The sequence below is a fragment of the Chryseobacterium culicis genome, from assembly GCF_002979755.1.
GTDB classification, from domain to species: Bacteria; Bacteroidota; Bacteroidia; order Flavobacteriales; family Weeksellaceae; genus Chryseobacterium; species Chryseobacterium culicis_A.
Genome location: NZ_PCPP01000001.1, coordinates 1,359,789 through 1,376,666, shown reverse-complemented (window position 1 = coordinate 1,376,666; position 16,878 = coordinate 1,359,789). Strand labels below are relative to the sequence as shown.

Annotated in this window: 19 protein-coding genes; 11 read left to right on the top strand and 8 right to left on the bottom strand. The window is 34.7% G+C overall.

Translation table 11 applies throughout. The features are described 5' to 3' along the window. Positions 1-196 precede the first annotated feature (196 nt). Complete coding sequence (kwaB, locus tag CQ022_RS06425; RefSeq protein WP_105680630.1) at positions 197-1,165, bottom strand: anti-phage protein KwaB; 969 nt, start codon at positions 1,163-1,165, stop codon at positions 197-199. Next, positions 1,158-1,742, bottom strand: a complete 585-nt coding sequence (kwaA, locus tag CQ022_RS06420; RefSeq protein WP_105680629.1) for an anti-phage protein KwaA — start codon at positions 1,740-1,742, stop codon at positions 1,158-1,160. Before kwaA ends, kwaB begins: the two co-directional genes overlap by 8 nt. Positions 1,743-2,053: 311 nt before the next feature. Here kwaA and CQ022_RS06415 point away from each other — a divergent pair, with 311 nt between their 5' ends. Then, entirely contained in the window at positions 2,054-2,761 is a 708-nt protein-coding gene (locus tag CQ022_RS06415) for a DUF6261 family protein (protein WP_105680628.1), read from the top strand. A gap of 335 nt (positions 2,762-3,096) precedes the next feature. Here the strand turns inward: CQ022_RS06415 and CQ022_RS06410 are convergent, their stop codons facing one another. Next, positions 3,097-3,474 (bottom strand): helix-turn-helix domain-containing protein, encoded by a 378-nt coding sequence (locus CQ022_RS06410; protein ID WP_105680627.1) that lies wholly within the window; start codon positions 3,472-3,474, stop codon positions 3,097-3,099. A gap of 315 nt (positions 3,475-3,789) precedes the next feature. Here CQ022_RS06410 and CQ022_RS06405 point away from each other — a divergent pair, with 315 nt between their 5' ends. Then, positions 3,790-4,341 carry a hypothetical protein gene (locus tag CQ022_RS06405; protein WP_105680626.1) on the top strand — a complete coding sequence of 184 codons (552 nt, stop codon included), beginning with the start codon at positions 3,790-3,792 and terminating at the stop codon, positions 4,339-4,341. Between the two features lie 67 nt (positions 4,342-4,408). On the opposite strand, the gene CQ022_RS06400 is transcribed toward CQ022_RS06405, so the two are convergent. The 3 genes from CQ022_RS06400 to tpx all read right to left on the bottom strand — a co-directional run bounded on the left by CQ022_RS06400 (position 4,409) and on the right by tpx (position 6,452). After that, the gene (locus CQ022_RS06400; protein ID WP_105680625.1) at positions 4,409-5,131 is read right to left on the bottom strand and encodes a chitosanase; all 723 of its coding nucleotides are present in this window, start codon (positions 5,129-5,131) and stop codon (positions 4,409-4,411) included. Positions 5,132-5,151: 20 nt separating this feature from the next. Then, positions 5,152-5,727: a DUF2272 domain-containing protein gene (locus CQ022_RS06395; RefSeq protein WP_105680624.1), complete on the bottom strand. Its 576-nt coding sequence runs from the start codon at positions 5,725-5,727 to the stop codon at positions 5,152-5,154. 155 nt (positions 5,728-5,882) lie between these two features. Then, positions 5,883-6,452: a thiol peroxidase gene (gene tpx / locus CQ022_RS06390; protein ID WP_185126794.1), complete on the bottom strand. Its 570-nt coding sequence runs from the start codon at positions 6,450-6,452 to the stop codon at positions 5,883-5,885. Between the two features lie 279 nt (positions 6,453-6,731). Between tpx and CQ022_RS06385 the strand changes: the two genes are divergently transcribed. The 6 genes from CQ022_RS06385 to CQ022_RS06360 all read left to right on the top strand — a co-directional run bounded on the left by CQ022_RS06385 (position 6,732) and on the right by CQ022_RS06360 (position 11,677). Then, positions 6,732-8,360: an NADP-dependent glyceraldehyde-3-phosphate dehydrogenase gene (locus tag CQ022_RS06385; protein ID WP_105681774.1), complete on the top strand. Its 1,629-nt coding sequence runs from the start codon at positions 6,732-6,734 to the stop codon at positions 8,358-8,360. Positions 8,361-8,507: 147 nt separating this feature from the next. Further along, positions 8,508-9,017 carry an RNA polymerase sigma factor gene (locus CQ022_RS06380; RefSeq protein ID WP_105680622.1) on the top strand — a complete coding sequence of 170 codons (510 nt, stop codon included), beginning with the start codon at positions 8,508-8,510 and terminating at the stop codon, positions 9,015-9,017. 11 nt (positions 9,018-9,028) lie between these two features. Then, entirely contained in the window at positions 9,029-9,844 is an 816-nt protein-coding gene (locus CQ022_RS06375; RefSeq protein WP_105680621.1) for a hypothetical protein, read from the top strand. 61 nt (positions 9,845-9,905) lie between these two features. Continuing rightward, the gene (locus tag CQ022_RS06370) at positions 9,906-10,265 is read left to right on the top strand and encodes a hypothetical protein (protein ID WP_105680620.1); all 360 of its coding nucleotides are present in this window, start codon (positions 9,906-9,908) and stop codon (positions 10,263-10,265) included. A 301-nt stretch (positions 10,266-10,566) separates the two neighbouring features. Then, positions 10,567-11,076, top strand: coding sequence for an RNA polymerase sigma factor (locus CQ022_RS06365; protein ID WP_105680619.1), 510 nt, complete (start codon positions 10,567-10,569; stop codon positions 11,074-11,076). Positions 11,077-11,089: 13 nt separating this feature from the next. Next, positions 11,090-11,677, top strand: coding sequence for a hypothetical protein (locus tag CQ022_RS06360; protein ID WP_105680618.1), 588 nt, complete (start codon positions 11,090-11,092; stop codon positions 11,675-11,677). A gap of 44 nt (positions 11,678-11,721) precedes the next feature. Here CQ022_RS06360 and CQ022_RS06355 read toward each other — a convergent pair whose 3' ends face one another. Continuing rightward, positions 11,722-13,116, bottom strand: coding sequence for a S41 family peptidase (locus tag CQ022_RS06355; protein WP_228421474.1), 1,395 nt, complete (start codon positions 13,114-13,116; stop codon positions 11,722-11,724). A gap of 316 nt (positions 13,117-13,432) precedes the next feature. On the opposite strand from CQ022_RS06355, the gene CQ022_RS06350 reads away from it, so the two are divergent. Continuing rightward, positions 13,433-14,530, top strand: a complete 1,098-nt coding sequence (locus tag CQ022_RS06350; protein WP_105680616.1) for an MBL fold metallo-hydrolase — start codon at positions 13,433-13,435, stop codon at positions 14,528-14,530. Here the strand turns inward: CQ022_RS06350 and CQ022_RS06345 are convergent, their stop codons facing one another. Further along, on the bottom strand, positions 14,531-14,818 hold the full coding sequence (locus tag CQ022_RS06345; protein WP_105680615.1) for a GNAT family N-acetyltransferase: 288 nt from the start codon (positions 14,816-14,818) through the stop codon (positions 14,531-14,533). Between the two features lie 559 nt (positions 14,819-15,377). Between CQ022_RS06345 and CQ022_RS06340 the strand changes: the two genes are divergently transcribed. Further along, entirely contained in the window at positions 15,378-15,836 is a 459-nt protein-coding gene (locus CQ022_RS06340; RefSeq protein ID WP_105681827.1) for a hypothetical protein, read from the top strand. A gap of 122 nt (positions 15,837-15,958) precedes the next feature. Continuing rightward, the gene (locus CQ022_RS06335; RefSeq protein WP_105681828.1) at positions 15,959-16,864 is read left to right on the top strand and encodes a helix-turn-helix domain-containing protein; all 906 of its coding nucleotides are present in this window, start codon (positions 15,959-15,961) and stop codon (positions 16,862-16,864) included. Positions 16,865-16,878 lie beyond the last annotated feature (14 nt).

Genomic DNA, 16,878 nt, shown 5'->3' with positions numbered 1-16,878 from the left:
GGATTTTCTAATACTTCAAAATTAAAATTTTGTTAATAGGTTAATAATAGTTTAAACTCTAAAATATCTTTTAGATATTTTATGTTTGTTTTTGAAAATAAAAGCCTTGATTTTTAATTTTGTTAGAGTTATTTTTTTGAAGCAGAAGGTTGAAATTTCACGGTAACAAAGAATAACATTCTACTTTAGAATATGTTTATATTTCTTCAATGATATCATCTTCGATCTCAATTCCATCTTTAGCAAGAGTATCATAATATAGCTTAGTTAATTCTGATGTTAATAAATCATCGTTTAATATTTTAATAAATAAATCTTTAGAAACTTTAGTATCCAGATTGAATTGTGTTTCATCCTCATTTAATCTAATTTTTCTTCTAGTTAAAGGATGTGATTTTGAGAATGCAATAATGTCAATATTTGGAATATTTAATTTTAAAACTGGGGAACTTTTAGCAACTTTTGTAAGTTTACGTGCAAATGTAATATCATTTACAAGTTCAGTAAGAGAATCTATATTAGCTACAATATTCATTCTTTCAATTACTTCTAGACTTGTTGTAGCTTCTCTGATAATTACATCATGAATTCCGAAGCTTTTTTCAATGGAAGGTAAATCTATTATTATTATCTCATCATTTACTCTTATAACTTGAAATTTAGGTGAGATTCTCAGTAGTTCTTCATCAAATTTTTCAAATCGATGATTAGATATTTTTAAAAATGTACCTCCTCTTCCAATTATTTCAATAGGAGAAACATTTTTAAATAATGTTATTTCATTATTATTGTCAGCCAATACAATAATTAATGATTTTATATCAGCAAATTTGGCATGTCGCAAATTGAAATTTGATAATCTATCATTACCAATTACAGATTCTAATAATCTTAGCTTATCAGGAATTTCAAGATCATATTGATAAAAAGTTTTTCCTCTTTCATCTGCTGTCGATAAAGGTAGAACGAAATAATCATTTTTTTCAATTATTATATTATTGATAGAATTAATAAATAATATTTTAAGTGCAACTAAGTCTTCTGCTTTAATATCTAGTTTTTGAGGCTGTTCATTTTGGTTAGTTAATGCATAAATTATTATCTGTAATTCGCCTTGTGGATTTGATAAAAAATTTAAGGCTGTGTCTAATTGAATTTTATTCATTTGATGTTATTTTTGATGCATAATAAATTCTGTCGTCAAGTTTAAAATACTTTACTCTGTCGTTTATTGATAGTTTTTCCTTTGTGATTAATATTCTTGATTTTCTTGTTTCTCCATTTCTGAATTGACCCTCCACCTTATATATTCTAAATTGAAGTATTGCTAATGTAGGATTTGCATAAAATAAGTCAGTTCTTATATAAATTATACCTATTACTGAAAGGATGAATAAAAAAACAATTACATACCGTATGTTTTCAAATTGAAAACATACTAAAGGAATAATGTATGTTGTTAAAAATGTCAAATGCTCATAGTCGATATTTTCAATTTCTGAAATTTTAAACGAAAGCTCAGGAGTTCCTTTTACTTGATAATTGAAATCAATAAATGAGAATAGCCCTATTATTAGTGCGATTACACAGGACAAAGGAATTATATTGTTCGTAATTAAGTATTTAATACCAACAAATTCAAAATCATTTTCAAGATAACATGGAATTTTAGCAGTTATAATAATAATCATAACAAATAAGAACCATAACGAAAGAAAGAATAATCCAATTTTTCTAAGCATATATTAATCTTATAAGTTTCAAATATATATACGTTAGGGAATGATTCCTTACGGTTTTCCGTAACCTCAAAATATCCCGTTTGTAACCTCCCAATCTCTCCAAAACTCTAAAACACTAATAAAACACCCCTCCCAAGCCCTCTGTCTATTAAAAACAAGTATGTTTGAAACCTCCCAAGAACTTTAGAAGTCTCCAGCAAGTCGGGGGAAACCTTCTAACGCTTTTGGATGTTTGTTGCAAGTATATTTGTAACCCAACAACTTTTTTCTATATTTGAGTGTTAATTTATTAATCCAAAAAACACAAAAAAATGAAAATTGCCCTCACACAGCTGAGCACTAAAGATCTTGCGACTTTAGCTCAGAGAATTCTTTCTAATGCCCAATCCGGAAAATATCCTGTTATCGACAATCATCCTCTTGTAGGAGCTTTGGTGTCTTCCTATACGGAATACGATAAGGTATATACAAAGCAGATCTACAGCGGAAAAGGAAAAGATGTGGCTACCGCCGATCACGAAAGAGATATTGCCTATACCAATCTGAAATCTTTCCTGAATGGCTATCGTAAACTGCCTTCTGCAGCCAACCATCAGCTGGCAGAGGATCTCTACGGAGTATTCAAAACTTTTGGGCTGAATCTGGATAGGCTGAGTTACTCTTCACAAACGGCTCAGATGAAAAAGCTTATAGAAGAATTAGAAACGACAGATAACAAACAGAAGATTACACTTCTTTCTCTTGACGCAGCATTTGCAGAGATGAAAGCTAAGCAGGATGCTTTTGAAATATTGTTTGCAGAGCAGGCAGGAGCCAATGCAGATCTTCGTCAAATGACGAGTGCCAGTGCCATCCGTAAAGATCTGGAGAAAACATTGAAAACTTATATGAATCTTCTCACAGCAATGAAGTTGGTTCCAGGCTGGGAATTGCTGTACAGTGATACCAATGAGCTGGTGAAGGCTGCAAAAAACTCTTCGTCAGAGAAGAAACAGAGTGGTGAAACTCCACAGAAATAGATTGTTTGATTTGTTGTTGGAAATAGGCAAAGTCGCAAGTTTTTTAGGCTTAAGTATTATTTTTAAGCGCAAGAAAATCTAAGATTTTCAGCAGGTAATATGTGATTATTTTCCCGCAGATTTCACAGATCTCCCAGATCTTTTCCTATTTATCTGCAATCAGTTAGAGAACATTGAGATTGCTTCACCTTGGGTTCGGAATGACAGTGGTAGTGTGAAATTTTATCGGAGATAAAATCCTGGCGCCTTACAACAGAAAGTTTTTAATATCATTTTGCGCCTTAGCGTTGATCCCAACTACCCTACAAAAAAACTCAGCATATCGCTGAGTTTTATTATTTTTTCTTGAGAGCATCTAGCTCTTCTTGTAATCTCTGGTTTTCTTTTTTCAAGATTTCTATATAATCTCTTTGGCTTTCAAGAAGGAACTCTGGAACATTGCAATAAAGATTACCATTTATATTATTTCCAAAGCCACTACTTTCAGTGATATTATCAAAATGATTAATTTGTTTAGCCTCCTCTTCTTCAAAGATTTCCTCTACAGGGACTTCCAGGAAACGGGCAATTTTTTCCCATTCATCATTGAAAATCTTTACATCTCCACTTTCTTTTCTGCTGTAGTTGGATACATCTGTGGCGATGATGTCAGCAACCTGCTGTTGTGTGATGCCTTTTCTCTTTCTTACGTTGCGTAGTTTTTCTTTTTGCATGACCCGTATTTTCTACAAATATGCAAAATTTTACCCGAAAAAAAATATTTCTTTTTATCAGAAATTGCAGAGAAGTAAGATTTCTTAGTCATTGGCGAGCTTTTTACGTTCTTATTGTTATTCCATAGAAATCTATGCAGTGAAAGCTTTTGGATTGATGAAAAAAATAAGAGTTTAGATTCCTACGGAATGACAAGGCGAACGCGTAGGAAGACTATGTAAACAATTTTTCAACAAAACTTAAAATGTTAGAAAATTTCACAACTCTTTCCAACCTTTTTTACCATCACTGCATCTTTATAATAAAAGAGCATTATGAAAATTACCATACCCAAACCCTGTCATGAAAACTGGAATGCAATGACCCCAGAAGAAAAAGGTAAATTTTGTGCGGTCTGTTCAAAGACTGTTCATGATTTTACCGGTTTTTCAGATGAAGAATTAGTAGCCCGTTTCAATTTGGAGGAAAATATATGTGGAAGATTTCGGGAAGATCAGTTGGGAAAAAATTTAAATTTTTCAATAGCCGGAACATTAACATTGGGACTTTTGATGGCAGGTAGTATAGTGAATACAGTCCATGGACAGGATACAAAATCTCAGACGATAAAAGGCGAAGTAGCTGTGAGTGGAGTTATAGGGAAGCCTGTGGTGTGTGAAAAACCTGTCAGAATGGGAGCTCCATTATCACAACCTACAGCTAAACCTTTGATTGTAATCAATGGTAAAGCAAGTTCATTTGAGAAAATGAAAGCATTGAACCCGAAAGATATTAAAAGTTTCAGTACTCTTTCTGGTGAAGCTGCTGTAGATCGGTATGGTAAAAAGGCTAAAGATGGAGTAGTTCTGATTACTACCAAAAATTAGTAGAAGTTTAAAAAGCAGTCATATAAAAACCTGCAATAAGCAGGTTTTGTGGTTATTAATTTTATTTTTAAAACTGAACTCCCTGGGTTTTAAAAGGTTTTTCAAGTTTCCAGTTGTCATCAACAATTAAGTTCTTAAAAGTTTGGGTTCTGTAGGCAGACGCTCTTACTTCTTTGGTTTCATAATTAGAAAGCCAGGCATGTCTTGCAGCAGTGTATTGGGTGATCCATCGTTTTTCATCACCTCCCATATTGGGCGGATATTCCGGAAACTTTTTACGAAGCGATTCTCGGATGCTTCCACTATGGATATAACTGTCAAAGATAACCAGTAGAGATAAGGGAAGAGTAAAGCCATTTGACTTGAACCAGTTTAAGGCTGGCTGGAAATACCTCAAATCAAAAAAAGCTTCCTGTACCGTGTGCATGATCGGGTCATTTTTACCTGCTTTTTTCAACGTTTCTACAAATTCTTCATTCTGATAAAGGGATACGGGAATGCCTCCTTCTATTTTACCTATTTCATTGACATAGCTTTTGAAAAAGTCTGCATAAGTCCCGTTTGCTTCTATATACATTTCGATCAGCTTTTTAAGATTTCCAAACTCCGTGGTCTGAAACCTTCCATAGGTGATCTGTCTGTAGTAATTATCGTTTAATCTTTTATCTCTGTAAGCGACATAGGCATCATAGCCTCCGGAACGTTTTCCGTTTTCAAAAGTACTGATGACTTCTGCAATTTTATTGGCGGTAGACTGGCTGACCCCTGAAGGTAAATTTTTAAATTCCATGGTTTTTGTTTTTAATGGTGCTATTTTAAATTTTCAATGATGGAGATGAAAGGATTGGAAGACCTTTGTATAATAAGACCATTATGGTCAAGTCTTACTTCTTTCTGTCTGATAGAGTCTCCTTCATTTCCGCCAACGGTAATAAGATAATTCCCCTCATCATCTTCTCCTGTTTCTATTACAATTGCAGAATGTGATTCATAAGAATTATGAGCTTGAGCATACGCATAATCGAATTTGTTGCCACTTCTGTTATTATGAACAATATCGCCGATTTTAGGTCGGTATTCTGTAATTTTTCTCGCCCGGAATACTCCTTTGCCACTTATTGTATTCTGAATAGCAAAGTGAACAAATTTTGAATGAGACACTGCAAACCGGAACTCGGTTTTGATAGCACCCGCTTTTTTTACACACCAGGAAACAAATACGGCAGACCATGGTACTTCTACGCTTTCGAAAGTCTCACTCAGATCCGTCCAGTATTTTTTGATCTGTACGCTTAGTTTTGCATCCCCTTCATCCATATTTCTGTACTCTTTATATTGCCCTAGGGCAATGTTTGATAACTTTTTTGAAAATTCTGTTGTTGCCATTGTAAGTGTTTTTTAATAGATTAAAAGTACACTGCATTGGATTAAATTGAAATTACCCGTTCGGGTACTTTTGTGATGCATACAGAAGGTGATTATAAACAGAGGCTCCGGCGATCGAAGATCGCCGGAGCCTCTTATTTTAAAGCCAAAGTTTACTATTTCACAGCGGCAATAGCTGCTTCATAATTGGGTTCTTGTGAAATATCAGCCACCTGCTCTTCATAGATGACTTTTCCTGAAGGATCTATTACCACAACAGCTCTGCTCAGAAGTCCTTTCATTGCAGAATCTACCAGTTCCACTCCATAGTTCCATCCAAAATCTGAACGGAAGTCTGAAAGCATGACCACATTTTTGATCCCTTCAGCACCACAGAATCTTTTCTGGGCAAATGGTAAATCTTTAGAAATACAAAGTACTACTGTATTGGGAAGGTTTCCAGCCTCTTCATTGAAATGATGTACGGATGCAGAGCATACTCCGGTATCTACACTTGGGAAGATATTCAGAATAACATACCTTCCTTTGTAGGAATCCAAGGTCTGATCATTCATATTGACATCTGTAAGGGTAAATTTAGGAGCGGGCTTATTTAAAGCCGGCAATTTGGCGTAGGTGTGAACTTCCTTTCCTCCCATTAAAACAGTATTGATCGCTTTAGATTTTTGAGCAAAGCCCACTGCAGAAAAGAATAGCAGTGTACCGCAAACTAATTTTGAAAACATGAAATTTTATTTTTAGCTAAATTATTCTTTTTTCAGGAGCTAAGATTAATTTTAATTCAAATAGATCGAATCTATTGTCAGATTATTTTTTACGAAATATTTTACCTCTACCTTTATATTATTAAAAAGAACTGTTTCAGAATTGTCATTCTGTATGTAATGAAGAATTTTATAGAGTATAGATCACTAAGATTCTTCCTTCGTCAAAATGACATGAGTCAAATCATTTGACTTATGAAATCGTCTTCAATCTTATCACATAAAAAAATAGAAAGATTTATGAGTTCAGAAAATACAGCATCATTTCATCACATTTTTAAAGCAGAAAACGAAATTCCGGAAGAATATAAAGTTCCGGTCATTCATCAGAGAACTTATCTTTTGAATGGCGAACTGGTAGAGTGGAACGGCGATGTTACCGAAATCTATTCTCCGGTATGCATCCCCACAGAAAACGGATTGGAAAGAAAGCTTCTGGGAAGTATTCCGAATATTGGTCCAAATGAGGCTATGGAAGTTCTTGAAGCCTGTGTGAAAGCCTATGATAATGGACTTGGCGAATGGCCGACAATGTCTGTGGAAGGACGTATCAAATGCATGCAGAAATTCGTATACCTGATGATTCAGCAGAGAGATTTGATCATTAAACTGCTGATGTGGGAGATCGGAAAAACGCTGGCAGATTCTACCAAGGAATTTGACCGTACTGTAGATTATATCAATCAGACCATTGATGCATTGAAAGATCTCGACAGGGAATCATCCCGTTTTCAACAGGCAGAAGGAACGATTGCACAGATCAGAAGGGCACCGCTTGGCGTGGTGTTAAGTATGGGACCATTTAATTATCCTCTGAATGAAATTTTTACCACATTGATTCCGGCGCTGATTATGGGAAATACCATTCTTTTTAAACTTCCAAAACATGGGGTATTGGCTCATTATCCTTTATTAAACGCTTTCAAAGAAGCATTCCCGAAAGGAACGGTGAATACCCTATACGGAAAAGGGTCAGAAATCATCACACCGATCATGGAAAGCGGAAAAGTGAATGTGTTGGCTTTTATCGGTTCAAGTAAAGTGGCTAACGGACTGAAAAAACTCCATCCGAAAGTGAACCGTTTAAGAGCTATTTTAAGTTTGGATGCGAAAAATGCAGCTATTGTGACCAAAAACGCCAATCTGGATGTAGCGGTGAGCGAGTGTATTTTAGGAGCGCTTTCTTTCAATGGACAGCGTTGTACCGCACTCAAGCTGATATTTGTTCAGAAAGAAGTGGCTTTGGAGTTTACTGAGAAATTGACTGCTGCCGTTTCTGCGCTAAAGGCTGGGCTGCCGTGGGAAAAAGACGTTAAAATAACACCACTTCCGGAAGTGAACAAACCTTCATATTTAAAAGAATGTATTGATGATGCTTTACAGAAAGGAGCTGCAGTTCTGAATAAAGATGGAGGCTATACAGATGAATCTTTTGTTTTTCCGGCGGTAGTGTATCCCGTAAACAGTGATATGAAACTGTATCATGAAGAGCAGTTTGGCCCTGTGATTCCTGTTGTTCCCTTTGAAGATATAGAAGAACCTATAGAATATCAGGTGAATGCTTCCCATGGGATGCAGGTGAGCATTTTCAGTGAAGATCCCCATGAAGTAGCAAGACTGATTGATCCATTTGTCAATCTTGTAAGCCGTGTCAACATCAACTGTCAGGCACAGCGAGGTCCGGATGTTTTTCCTTTTACCGGAAGAAAAGACAGTGCGGAAGGAACACTTTCTGTTTTTGATGCACTTCGTTCGTTCTCTATCAGATCTTTAGTAGCGGCAAAACTTACTGATTCTAATAAAGAGTTACTGAATACTATTGTCAGAGAACATGATTCTAACTTTTTAAGTACCGATTACATTTTCTAATTGCAATTGATTTAACATAAAATAAAAATCCTCAATAAACTAATGTTTTTATTGAGGATTTTTTTAACTTAATGCCGGAAATTAGAGTTTTGTGTTATAATAAGGTGATGTTTTTAGAAATATCATCTAAGGATCAGTGTGTAAATCATGTCTTCACCGGAAAAAGAATTTTTAGAGAAAATTGAAAAACACAAAGGTGTTGTTTTCAAGATCTCTAAAATGTATATGGATAATAAGGACGATCAGAATGACCTCTATCAGGAGATCATTTACCAGGCCTGGAAATCATACGCTGATTTTCAAAAGAGAAGTGATTTCTCTACATGGCTTTACAGAACTGCGCTTAACACAGCAATTGTTTTCCTGCGAAGTGAAAAAAAACGTAGTTTTATACAGAATCAGAATGTAGATGGGATGGGTGCCCGGCAGGAACCTTATAATGATACGGATGATGTGAATATGAAGCGGATGTATGAAGCCATCCATCAGTTGAGCCCCATAGATAAAGCCCTTATCTTTTTCTTTTTAGAAGGGTTTTCGGGAAAAGAGATTGCTCTTCAGCTGGGAATTACCGAAGTGAATACGCGGGTAAAGCTGAAAAGAGCTAAAGAAAAACTGAAAGAGATTATTAGTGGACAAGATGCCGATTCCCATTAAAAGATAACACTATGGATTTAGAAAACTTTAAAGAACTTTGGGATAAAGATACAGGAAAGGAGTCTCCTGAAATTTCTCTGGAAAAACAGAGAGAAATACGTTCTCCGTTAGAAATGCTGAAAGTGAATATGCAGACAGAGTTTTGGCTGATGATTGTTACACTGCCTTTACTTCTGACCAATTTTCCGTTTGCATCTGCGGATTCTAATATTAGAACTATATCAGCATTTGTCACTGTCCTGACGGTTGCTATTATCATCTATTTTTATTCCCGCTTTCTGAAATTATATAAGATGCTTCAGAAGAAAAGTATCAATACCAATTATGATCTGTTCAGCCTTAAAACCCAGCTTCTTATCTCAAAAGAGATTTATATTTCCTATTATATTTCTTATATCCCTCTTGGATTTCTTTTGTCTCTGATTAAAATTAATTTCCATTTTGATATGGAATATAATCTGGCGATCTTCGGGATCAGCGTTCTGATCACCCTTCTGTTGATTGCTTTTATTATCAGATACTGGATCTACTATATGTATGGAAGATATATTGATGATGTGGTACGGCTGGTAGATGAACTTAATGGAATAGAAGTAACTCCTAAAAAGGAAAGGAGAAAAACATGGTTTGAACGCTCACAGAAATTTTTTATCCATAAAATGGGGATTCAAGGGAACATCCTGAATACGGTCTTATGGTTTGTATCGATGTATATTTTTATCATTTTATTTTTGACACTTGTTCTTTTGATCATCATAATTGTGGGGGCAAAACTTAATTTCCTTGATATCGGATCATTACAGAGAGCTTTAAATAAACTGAATTAGAAACGCTTTATCTTCTATAAATTTTCTATCTTTAAAAAGTTGAGTTGTTAAAAAATATCAGATGGATGAGATTAAAAATCAGATGTATTGTATAGAAGAATTTCTGGAGCTTGTGAAGCGTAAGCAAGACAGGAAGGAGTCTTATGATCCTGAATACAATTATGCGGTCTATTCTTCAAAAGATGAATTTGAACCGGAAATGAAAGTTTTTATCGGAGATCCTTTGGATATAGGAGGAAACGATAACGAAATCTTACCTGATTTTGTATATCATAATAAACTTAAGTATATGTGTTCTGATGAGAATATTCAGGATGTGGTGGATCTTGCCTTCCGCCAGTATGCTGAGGTTTCTTCTTCTCAACTTATCACTGCGCTGAATTACTATATTGAAAAAGATGACTTCTTAGATTTTAAATAAATCAGAACTGAATATTGATACAAAACCCTGATAAAAAAAATATCAGGGTTTTATTATATGTAACATTTTTACTTTTTTTCTACTAACTGTTCAAATCAATAAAATATTGGCCCTGATGGGCTTTTAAAGATAAAATCCAATAAAAATTATTTCGAGTCATACTATTCAGAGAAAATAGTAAAAAGTTTAAAAAACACACAAAATGAGACCTGACAGTACTTTTCTGTCAGGTTTTTTTATTTCTTTTGTGAAAATCTGTAACAATTTTTTTAAATGAAAACTAACTCTATAGTAACAAGCTATGACCTCATTAGAACAAGAGTTTATACGTAAAATTGAACAGCATAAAGGAATCCTATTTAAGATTTCTAAAATGTACATGACTGAAAAGGATGATCGTGATGATCTTTTTCAGGAGATTACCTATCAGCTCTGGAAAGCATTTCCCGGTTTCAGAGGGGAAAGTGAATTTTCTACATGGCTGTACAGAATCTCTTTGAATACAGCGATTATTTTCCTTAAAACAGAAAAGAGAAGAAGCTTTATTGCCCGTGAAGATTTTTCTAATCAAATCATTGTTCAGGAAGATTATGATTACCATAAAGAAGAAAGACTGACAGAAATGTATAAAGCGATTCATCAGCTCAATCCCATTGATAAAGCCTTTATATTCTATTATCTCGAAGACTTTTCAGGAAAGCAGATTGCAGAGCAGATGGGTATTTCTGAAGGCAATGTAAGAGTGAAAATGAACCGGGCAAAAAATAAACTTAAAGATATCTTAAGCCAAATAAAAACCAACAAACATTAAAATCAGTAATCCTATGAATATAGATGAATTGAAAAATACCTGGAATGAAGATATTGTGGAAGAAACTCCTGAAATCAGTATAGAGCAAAGAAATAAACTGAATCTTCCCCTTGAAAAAATACGTAAAAATATGCGTGTGGAATTCTGGTGGGTAATAGGAATCTTTGTTTTCGCCTTTCTGGTGTGCTCTGTATGCAGACCATTCAAACTTCAATTGTACATAACGGTTTTGATTGCTTCCATGCTTATTGTCACCGTTTTCTTTTTCAGTAAGTTCTTTAAACTGTATAATGAAATCAGTAATCCTGCACCCAAAACTTATGATTCTCTGAAAGATCTGGTGATGCAGCTGAACCTTAATAAACAGTATTATCTCTCATACTACATCAGTTTTGCCCCATTTCTGGTGTGTGAAATTCTTATTGTCCTGGAATTTATTCCCTGGCCAAAACCATTGAGTGAACTGAAGATTGCCGTCATTTTAATCGGATCGGTGATTATAGGATTGTTTTTACTGTATCTGGCTGGAAAATTCTGGTTTCACCGCTATTACGGAAGATACATTCAGCACATTGAAAATCTTCTGGAAGAGTTGAAATGATAAAAAAGATTTCGGCGGGCTGAAAGCCCGCCGAAACTCTATACTTATTGTCCTTTATTTTGCTTTTCTTTTGCTATTTCATTTTTTATCCAATCCAGCTGAGGATCTTTTTTATCGAGAATATCCTGCATATTTTCAGTAATAGTCACATCAGGGACAACCCCTTTCCGTGAGTCTGAAAAATTAATATTAGGCTGTACCAAAAGCAATCCGATAGGAAATCTTATTTCAGAATTCGGAAGTTTCTGATACGAATAAAAACCGGCAACAGTTCCGTCATTGGCACCTCCGGTTTCTTCTCCTACCAGCGTTGCTCTTTTGTCGTTTTTAAGCTTAGCGGTAATAATAGAAGATGCGGAGAAACTTCCTCCGTTGATCAATACAAAAACTTTTCCGTGAAAGGATTCCTTTTTGGGTTTTGTAGGTTTGTCAGCCTTCATCTTGTAGAATACTTTTCCATCCTTTTTATACGTACTGAAAGTCTGTGCAAAAAAGTAGCTCGGATAGGCAATGCTTTTAAGGGCATATTCTAAGGGAGTACTTTTTCTGAAATAATTTGTACGCAGAGGAACATTCCTGGAAGTGAGCTGAGACGGTTTGATCAGGGTAAATGGTTCATCGGCCAGATAAGAATACAGATTATTGATTTCATACAATGATCCACCATAGTTATTTCGGACATCTATGATAAGGTAGGAAGATTTTGCATGACTGATCTTGGCAAAAGTTTTTTTATAAAATTCATCCGAATAATCTCTTGAAAAGCTTTTCACCTTAATATAAGCAATGGTACTGTCTTTATCCAGAAATCTGAAACTCCTGTTATAAGAATTACTGGAGGCTACATAGTCATTCAGTTTCTTTTCCGGAGTTTTTTTCTGCATTTCCTTATCCTTTTCAAGATCAGAATCGGATTTCGTTTCTCGGGTTAAGGTATATGTTCGCTTTTCTCCCTCATAAAGGGTTTCAAGAGTAGCTTGAGTCCCAAATCCATTTTCTGCAGTATAGAAATTAAAGAACAGATCTTTTAAAAAATACGGCTGGAAAGTGGTATTATCACCATCACTACTGATCAGGCCTCTGTACTTCTTTATATAATCAGATACAGGGATATTGTTGATGGATAAAATCTCAGTTCCCGGTTGTATATTTTCAATAGAATCTCTGTTTTGAATGATATACATCCGGTCTCCAGAAATGTAATATTCAAAACGGCTGAACATTCCTTTCTGATGTTCCAGTCTTTTGATTTCGGTTTTGGTAAATTTCTTTCTGGGAATTCTTAATGAAAGATGCCCTTCGCGAATTCCAGCAATGACAGGCTGGAGCTTAAAATAAAACTGTAGAGGAGTAAGAGGTTCGGTGATTGTCTGTTTAAGACTGTCAAATTTATATTCCAATTCCTTCTTAGGAATATACCAGTATAGTTGAGGATGCATTTGCTGTAATTTTGAATAAGCAAAATCTATATCCTCCTTAAGTTGCTCCGGTGGAATACATGAAGCCCGCTGTTCGTTATGTTTTTTTATAGAGGCACATGACGAAAAGATAGCGAGAAGAAATATTACCGAATAATTTTTCAATGTATCTGAGTTTTTTTAAGGTGCTAAAATAGAAAGTTTAAAATTAATGATGACCTAAAGACATAATAAATTTTTTAAAATACATGATAAATTTAGTTAAAAAATGCAGTAAAATGGAATATGTTTTCATTTAAAAGCAAAAGTCAATACATTTGAAGTTTATTTTATACAGATGATTTATTGGATTATTACGACTGTAGCTGTTTTGACAGTTACCTTTTTTATCGTGATTAATATGAAAGCGTTTGGCGGAGTGCCCAAAGGAAACAGGCTGAAACGCATCAGGAATTCGAAACTTTATAAAAAAAGACAGTTTCAGAATATAAACCATACCCCTTCCATTACAGAAGGCTACAAAATGTGGAAAGTGACATATGATTTCTTTTTAGGAAAGAAAGATCCTTTGCTGAAACCTTTGAAAACTATTCCATCGTTTCATACTGATTTAAAAAGTATCGATAAGAATCAAGATGTTTTTGTCTGGTTGGGACATTCGTCTTATTATCTGCAAACCGATGGTGTTTCTTTTTTAATTGATCCCGTCTTGAGTCTGTATGGTTCACCATTCAAATACTTTAATAAAGCATTTAAAGGCTCAGAGATCTTTCAATCCGAAGACATTCCCAATCTCGACTATCTGGTAATAACCCACGATCATTTCGATCATTTGGATTATCCTACCGTAAAATCTATTGAAGGAAGAACGGAAATGGCCATTATACCTTTGGGAGTAGGTGTGCATTTGGAAAGATGGGGCTATGCTGAAAACAAACTTATCGAAGAAGAATGGGGAACAGAAGTTACTCTGAAAAATGATATAAAAATTGTTTTTACTCCTGCCAGACACTTTTCCGGCAGAAGGGTAAGGCAGAATGATACACTTTGGAGTTCCTATGTTTTGATAACGCCTACAAAAAGAATTTTCTTAGGAGGAGACAGTGGCTATGATTCTCATTTTAAAACGATTGGTGAGCAATATGGACCTTTTGATTATGCTATTCTTGAGAACGGACAGTATGGAGAGGCGTGGAGGTATATCCATACATTGCCGGAGGATGTTATTCAGGCTGGAACGGATCTTAAAGCAGAACGTATTATTCCGGTGCATGCGGCAAAATTTGCATTGGCACTGCATCCATGGAATGAGCCTTTTCAAAAGATAACGGCTCTTGGAAAAGAAAAAAAACTGGATATCCTCACTCCGATGATCGGCGAGGTAGTAGATCTGAATCAGTCAGAACAAAAATTTACAGCCTGGTGGGAAAGCTGATCAGGCATGCCAGATTTCTTTATATCTCGCAGGGTGATTTTCAAACTGCTGTCTTACAAAATCACATTCCGGATCTACAAGCAAATCTTTCTCTTCTGCGTAGCGTACCAGCTCATCCAGTAATAATTTGGCGTATCCTTTTCCCTCACGCTCTTCTTCAAGTTTCGTGTAATATACGATAAGCAGTCTTCCATCAACCTCTATGGACATATAGCCTGCCTTTTTCCCATCTATAAGTAGCTGCAATTCATCCTGATATTGAGATACCTGAAACTTTATATTTTCCATAATAATGTAAGATTTGGATGATTAAAAATAATTTGAGAAGATCTTCTTAAAAACATTCTCTTCATTAAAATTACGAAATTAAATCATATGAAATAATAGTTTTTAGGAATCTTAACGAATTTTATAACATAAATGTGAAAAGATAAAAGATAAAAGATAAAAGATAAAAGATAAAAGATAAAAGATAAAAGATAAAAGATAAAAGATAAAAGATGTTGTTATTAAAATTCAATAGGGGTGGGCTTTAGCCCAGCCAGACTTTTAAAAGACATCCATTGGCTTTAGCTAAAACTTAGAATATTTACTCTTTATAAGACTAAATTTAATCCCGGTTTACTGATTATTATTTGTTTATCAAAAATCTCTGTTTAATAAAATTAAATGTATTGTGAATGTAATTTCAAGATGGCTAATCTGTAATGATTTCCTGAAAAATGTGTAAAATATTTTAAAGATAATCAGTTGTTTATGATTTTTCTTAACAAATATTAGCATTTGTGATGAAGGATTGGCACTTTAATTGACTATCTCTTCATGTTTAATTTTAAAGTGGAGTGAAATGAAAAAATTAATATTAACAGCATTATTGGTTGGGACATTTAGTTTGAGTTATGCCCAGTCAGATTATTATAATGATTACAGAAGGAGTATCTCAGATATCAATTGGCAAAGAGTAATTACAGATCTTGTGCTTTCAACAACGCAGGCCAATCAAATATATGTGCTGAATGACAGATACCATGATTATGATACATGGAACAGAGTGTATGTAGTGGAGCCGGGAAGATGGAGAAACGACCGTTATTCGGAGCTGGAAAGAATTCTGGGAAGAGAAAAGTATATCATTTTTAAAAAGAAATATTACAGAGGTCAGAACCCTGTAATTGTTTACGGCAGAAATAAAAACGACTATAAAAAATACCGTAAACAACAGGAAAAGTATTATAAAAATCAGGAGAAATACTACAAAAAACAAAATAAACATCGTGGTCATGGACATGATGACGATTGGGATTAACCCATTATCAAATCTATATCACTTTAAATGGCTGGCATCTTTTTGTCAGCCATTTTATTTTTTCAATCCCAGGATTATTTATTATTGTTATTTAATTTGTTTGATTTTTATAACTTTGATCTATGAAATCACACGAGTCACTCAAAGGTTTTTATGAAAGAAACGCTCCCAATCTTGCATCACAGTGTATTGGGGTGAATAAAATGGGGCATTTTAATGTCTTTTCAAGAGAATACTGTTCTCCTCTTACCCCTTACAGCAGAAGAGATTATTATAAAATTTCACTGATCATAGGAAAAGGGAAACTTCATTATGCCGATAAATGGATTAAAGTAGACCGCCCTGCCTTATTGTTTTCAAACCCTATTATTCCTTATTCCTGGGAGGCTGATGATGAAGATCAGAAAGGCTGGTTTTGTCTGTTTACAGACCAGTTTCTGCATAATGGAAGCCGTATGGGAAATCTTCAGGATTCTCCGCTTTTTAAGATTGGAGGAACTCCGGTTTTCTTTGTCAATGAAGAACAGCAGAGAATACTTTCTGAGATGTACACGAAAATGATGACGGAAATCCAGTCGGATTATATTCATAAATATGATATGCTGAGAGCTTATCTTCACCTGATGATTCATGAAACGATGAGGATGCAGCCTGCAGACAGCTTTGAACCTTATCAGAATGCTTCACAAAGAGTTGCTTCTTTATTCATGGAGCTCCTGGAAAGACAGTTTCCTATCGATAGTCCTGAAGCTTTTTTAAAATTAAAAACGCCTAATGATTATGCTCAGAGTCTTTCCATTCATGTGAATTCTTTAAACCGTTCCGTAAAAGAGATTACAGGGAAAACAACCAGTCAGCAGATTACCGGAAGGATTATTCAGGAAGCCAATGCTTTATTGAAACATACAGACTGGAATATTTCTGAGATCGCTTATGGATTAGGTTTCGAAGAACCCGCCTATTTTACCAATTACTTTAAAAAACAAACCGGAATTACTCCCAATGCCTTAAGAATGGATGTTGTTTGAATTTTATAATTCTT

Coding starts and splice junctions, on each gene's coding strand:
- CQ022_RS06375 (WP_105680621.1), top strand. CDS start 9,029: ATGGATTTAGAAAACTTTAAAGAACTTTGGGATAAAGATACAGGAAAG.
- kwaA (WP_105680629.1), bottom strand. CDS start 1,742: ATGCTTAGAAAAATTGGATTATTCTTTCTTTCGTTATGGTTCTTATTT.
- CQ022_RS06405 (WP_105680626.1), top strand. CDS start 3,790: ATGAAAATTACCATACCCAAACCCTGTCATGAAAACTGGAATGCAATG.
- CQ022_RS06395 (WP_105680624.1), bottom strand. CDS start 5,727: ATGGCAACAACAGAATTTTCAAAAAAGTTATCAAACATTGCCCTAGGG.
- CQ022_RS06340 (WP_105681827.1), top strand. CDS start 15,378: ATGAAAAAATTAATATTAACAGCATTATTGGTTGGGACATTTAGTTTG.
- CQ022_RS06350 (WP_105680616.1), top strand. CDS start 13,433: ATGATTTATTGGATTATTACGACTGTAGCTGTTTTGACAGTTACCTTT.
- CQ022_RS06400 (WP_105680625.1), bottom strand. CDS start 5,131: ATGGAATTTAAAAATTTACCTTCAGGGGTCAGCCAGTCTACCGCCAAT.
- CQ022_RS06335 (WP_105681828.1), top strand. CDS start 15,959: ATGAAATCACACGAGTCACTCAAAGGTTTTTATGAAAGAAACGCTCCC.
- CQ022_RS06380 (WP_105680622.1), top strand. CDS start 8,508: ATGTCTTCACCGGAAAAAGAATTTTTAGAGAAAATTGAAAAACACAAA.
- CQ022_RS06365 (WP_105680619.1), top strand. CDS start 10,567: ATGACCTCATTAGAACAAGAGTTTATACGTAAAATTGAACAGCATAAA.
- CQ022_RS06360 (WP_105680618.1), top strand. CDS start 11,090: ATGAATATAGATGAATTGAAAAATACCTGGAATGAAGATATTGTGGAA.
- CQ022_RS06410 (WP_105680627.1), bottom strand. CDS start 3,474: ATGCAAAAAGAAAAACTACGCAACGTAAGAAAGAGAAAAGGCATCACA.
- CQ022_RS06345 (WP_105680615.1), bottom strand. CDS start 14,818: ATGGAAAATATAAAGTTTCAGGTATCTCAATATCAGGATGAATTGCAG.
- kwaB (WP_105680630.1), bottom strand. CDS start 1,165: ATGAATAAAATTCAATTAGACACAGCCTTAAATTTTTTATCAAATCCA.
- CQ022_RS06355 (WP_228421474.1), bottom strand. CDS start 13,116: ATGCATCCTCAACTATACTGGTATATTCCTAAGAAGGAATTGGAATAT.
- CQ022_RS06370 (WP_105680620.1), top strand. CDS start 9,906: ATGGATGAGATTAAAAATCAGATGTATTGTATAGAAGAATTTCTGGAG.
- tpx (WP_185126794.1), bottom strand. CDS start 6,452: ATGTTTTCAAAATTAGTTTGCGGTACACTGCTATTCTTTTCTGCAGTG.
- CQ022_RS06385 (WP_105681774.1), top strand. CDS start 6,732: ATGAGTTCAGAAAATACAGCATCATTTCATCACATTTTTAAAGCAGAA.
- CQ022_RS06415 (WP_105680628.1), top strand. CDS start 2,054: ATGAAAATTGCCCTCACACAGCTGAGCACTAAAGATCTTGCGACTTTA.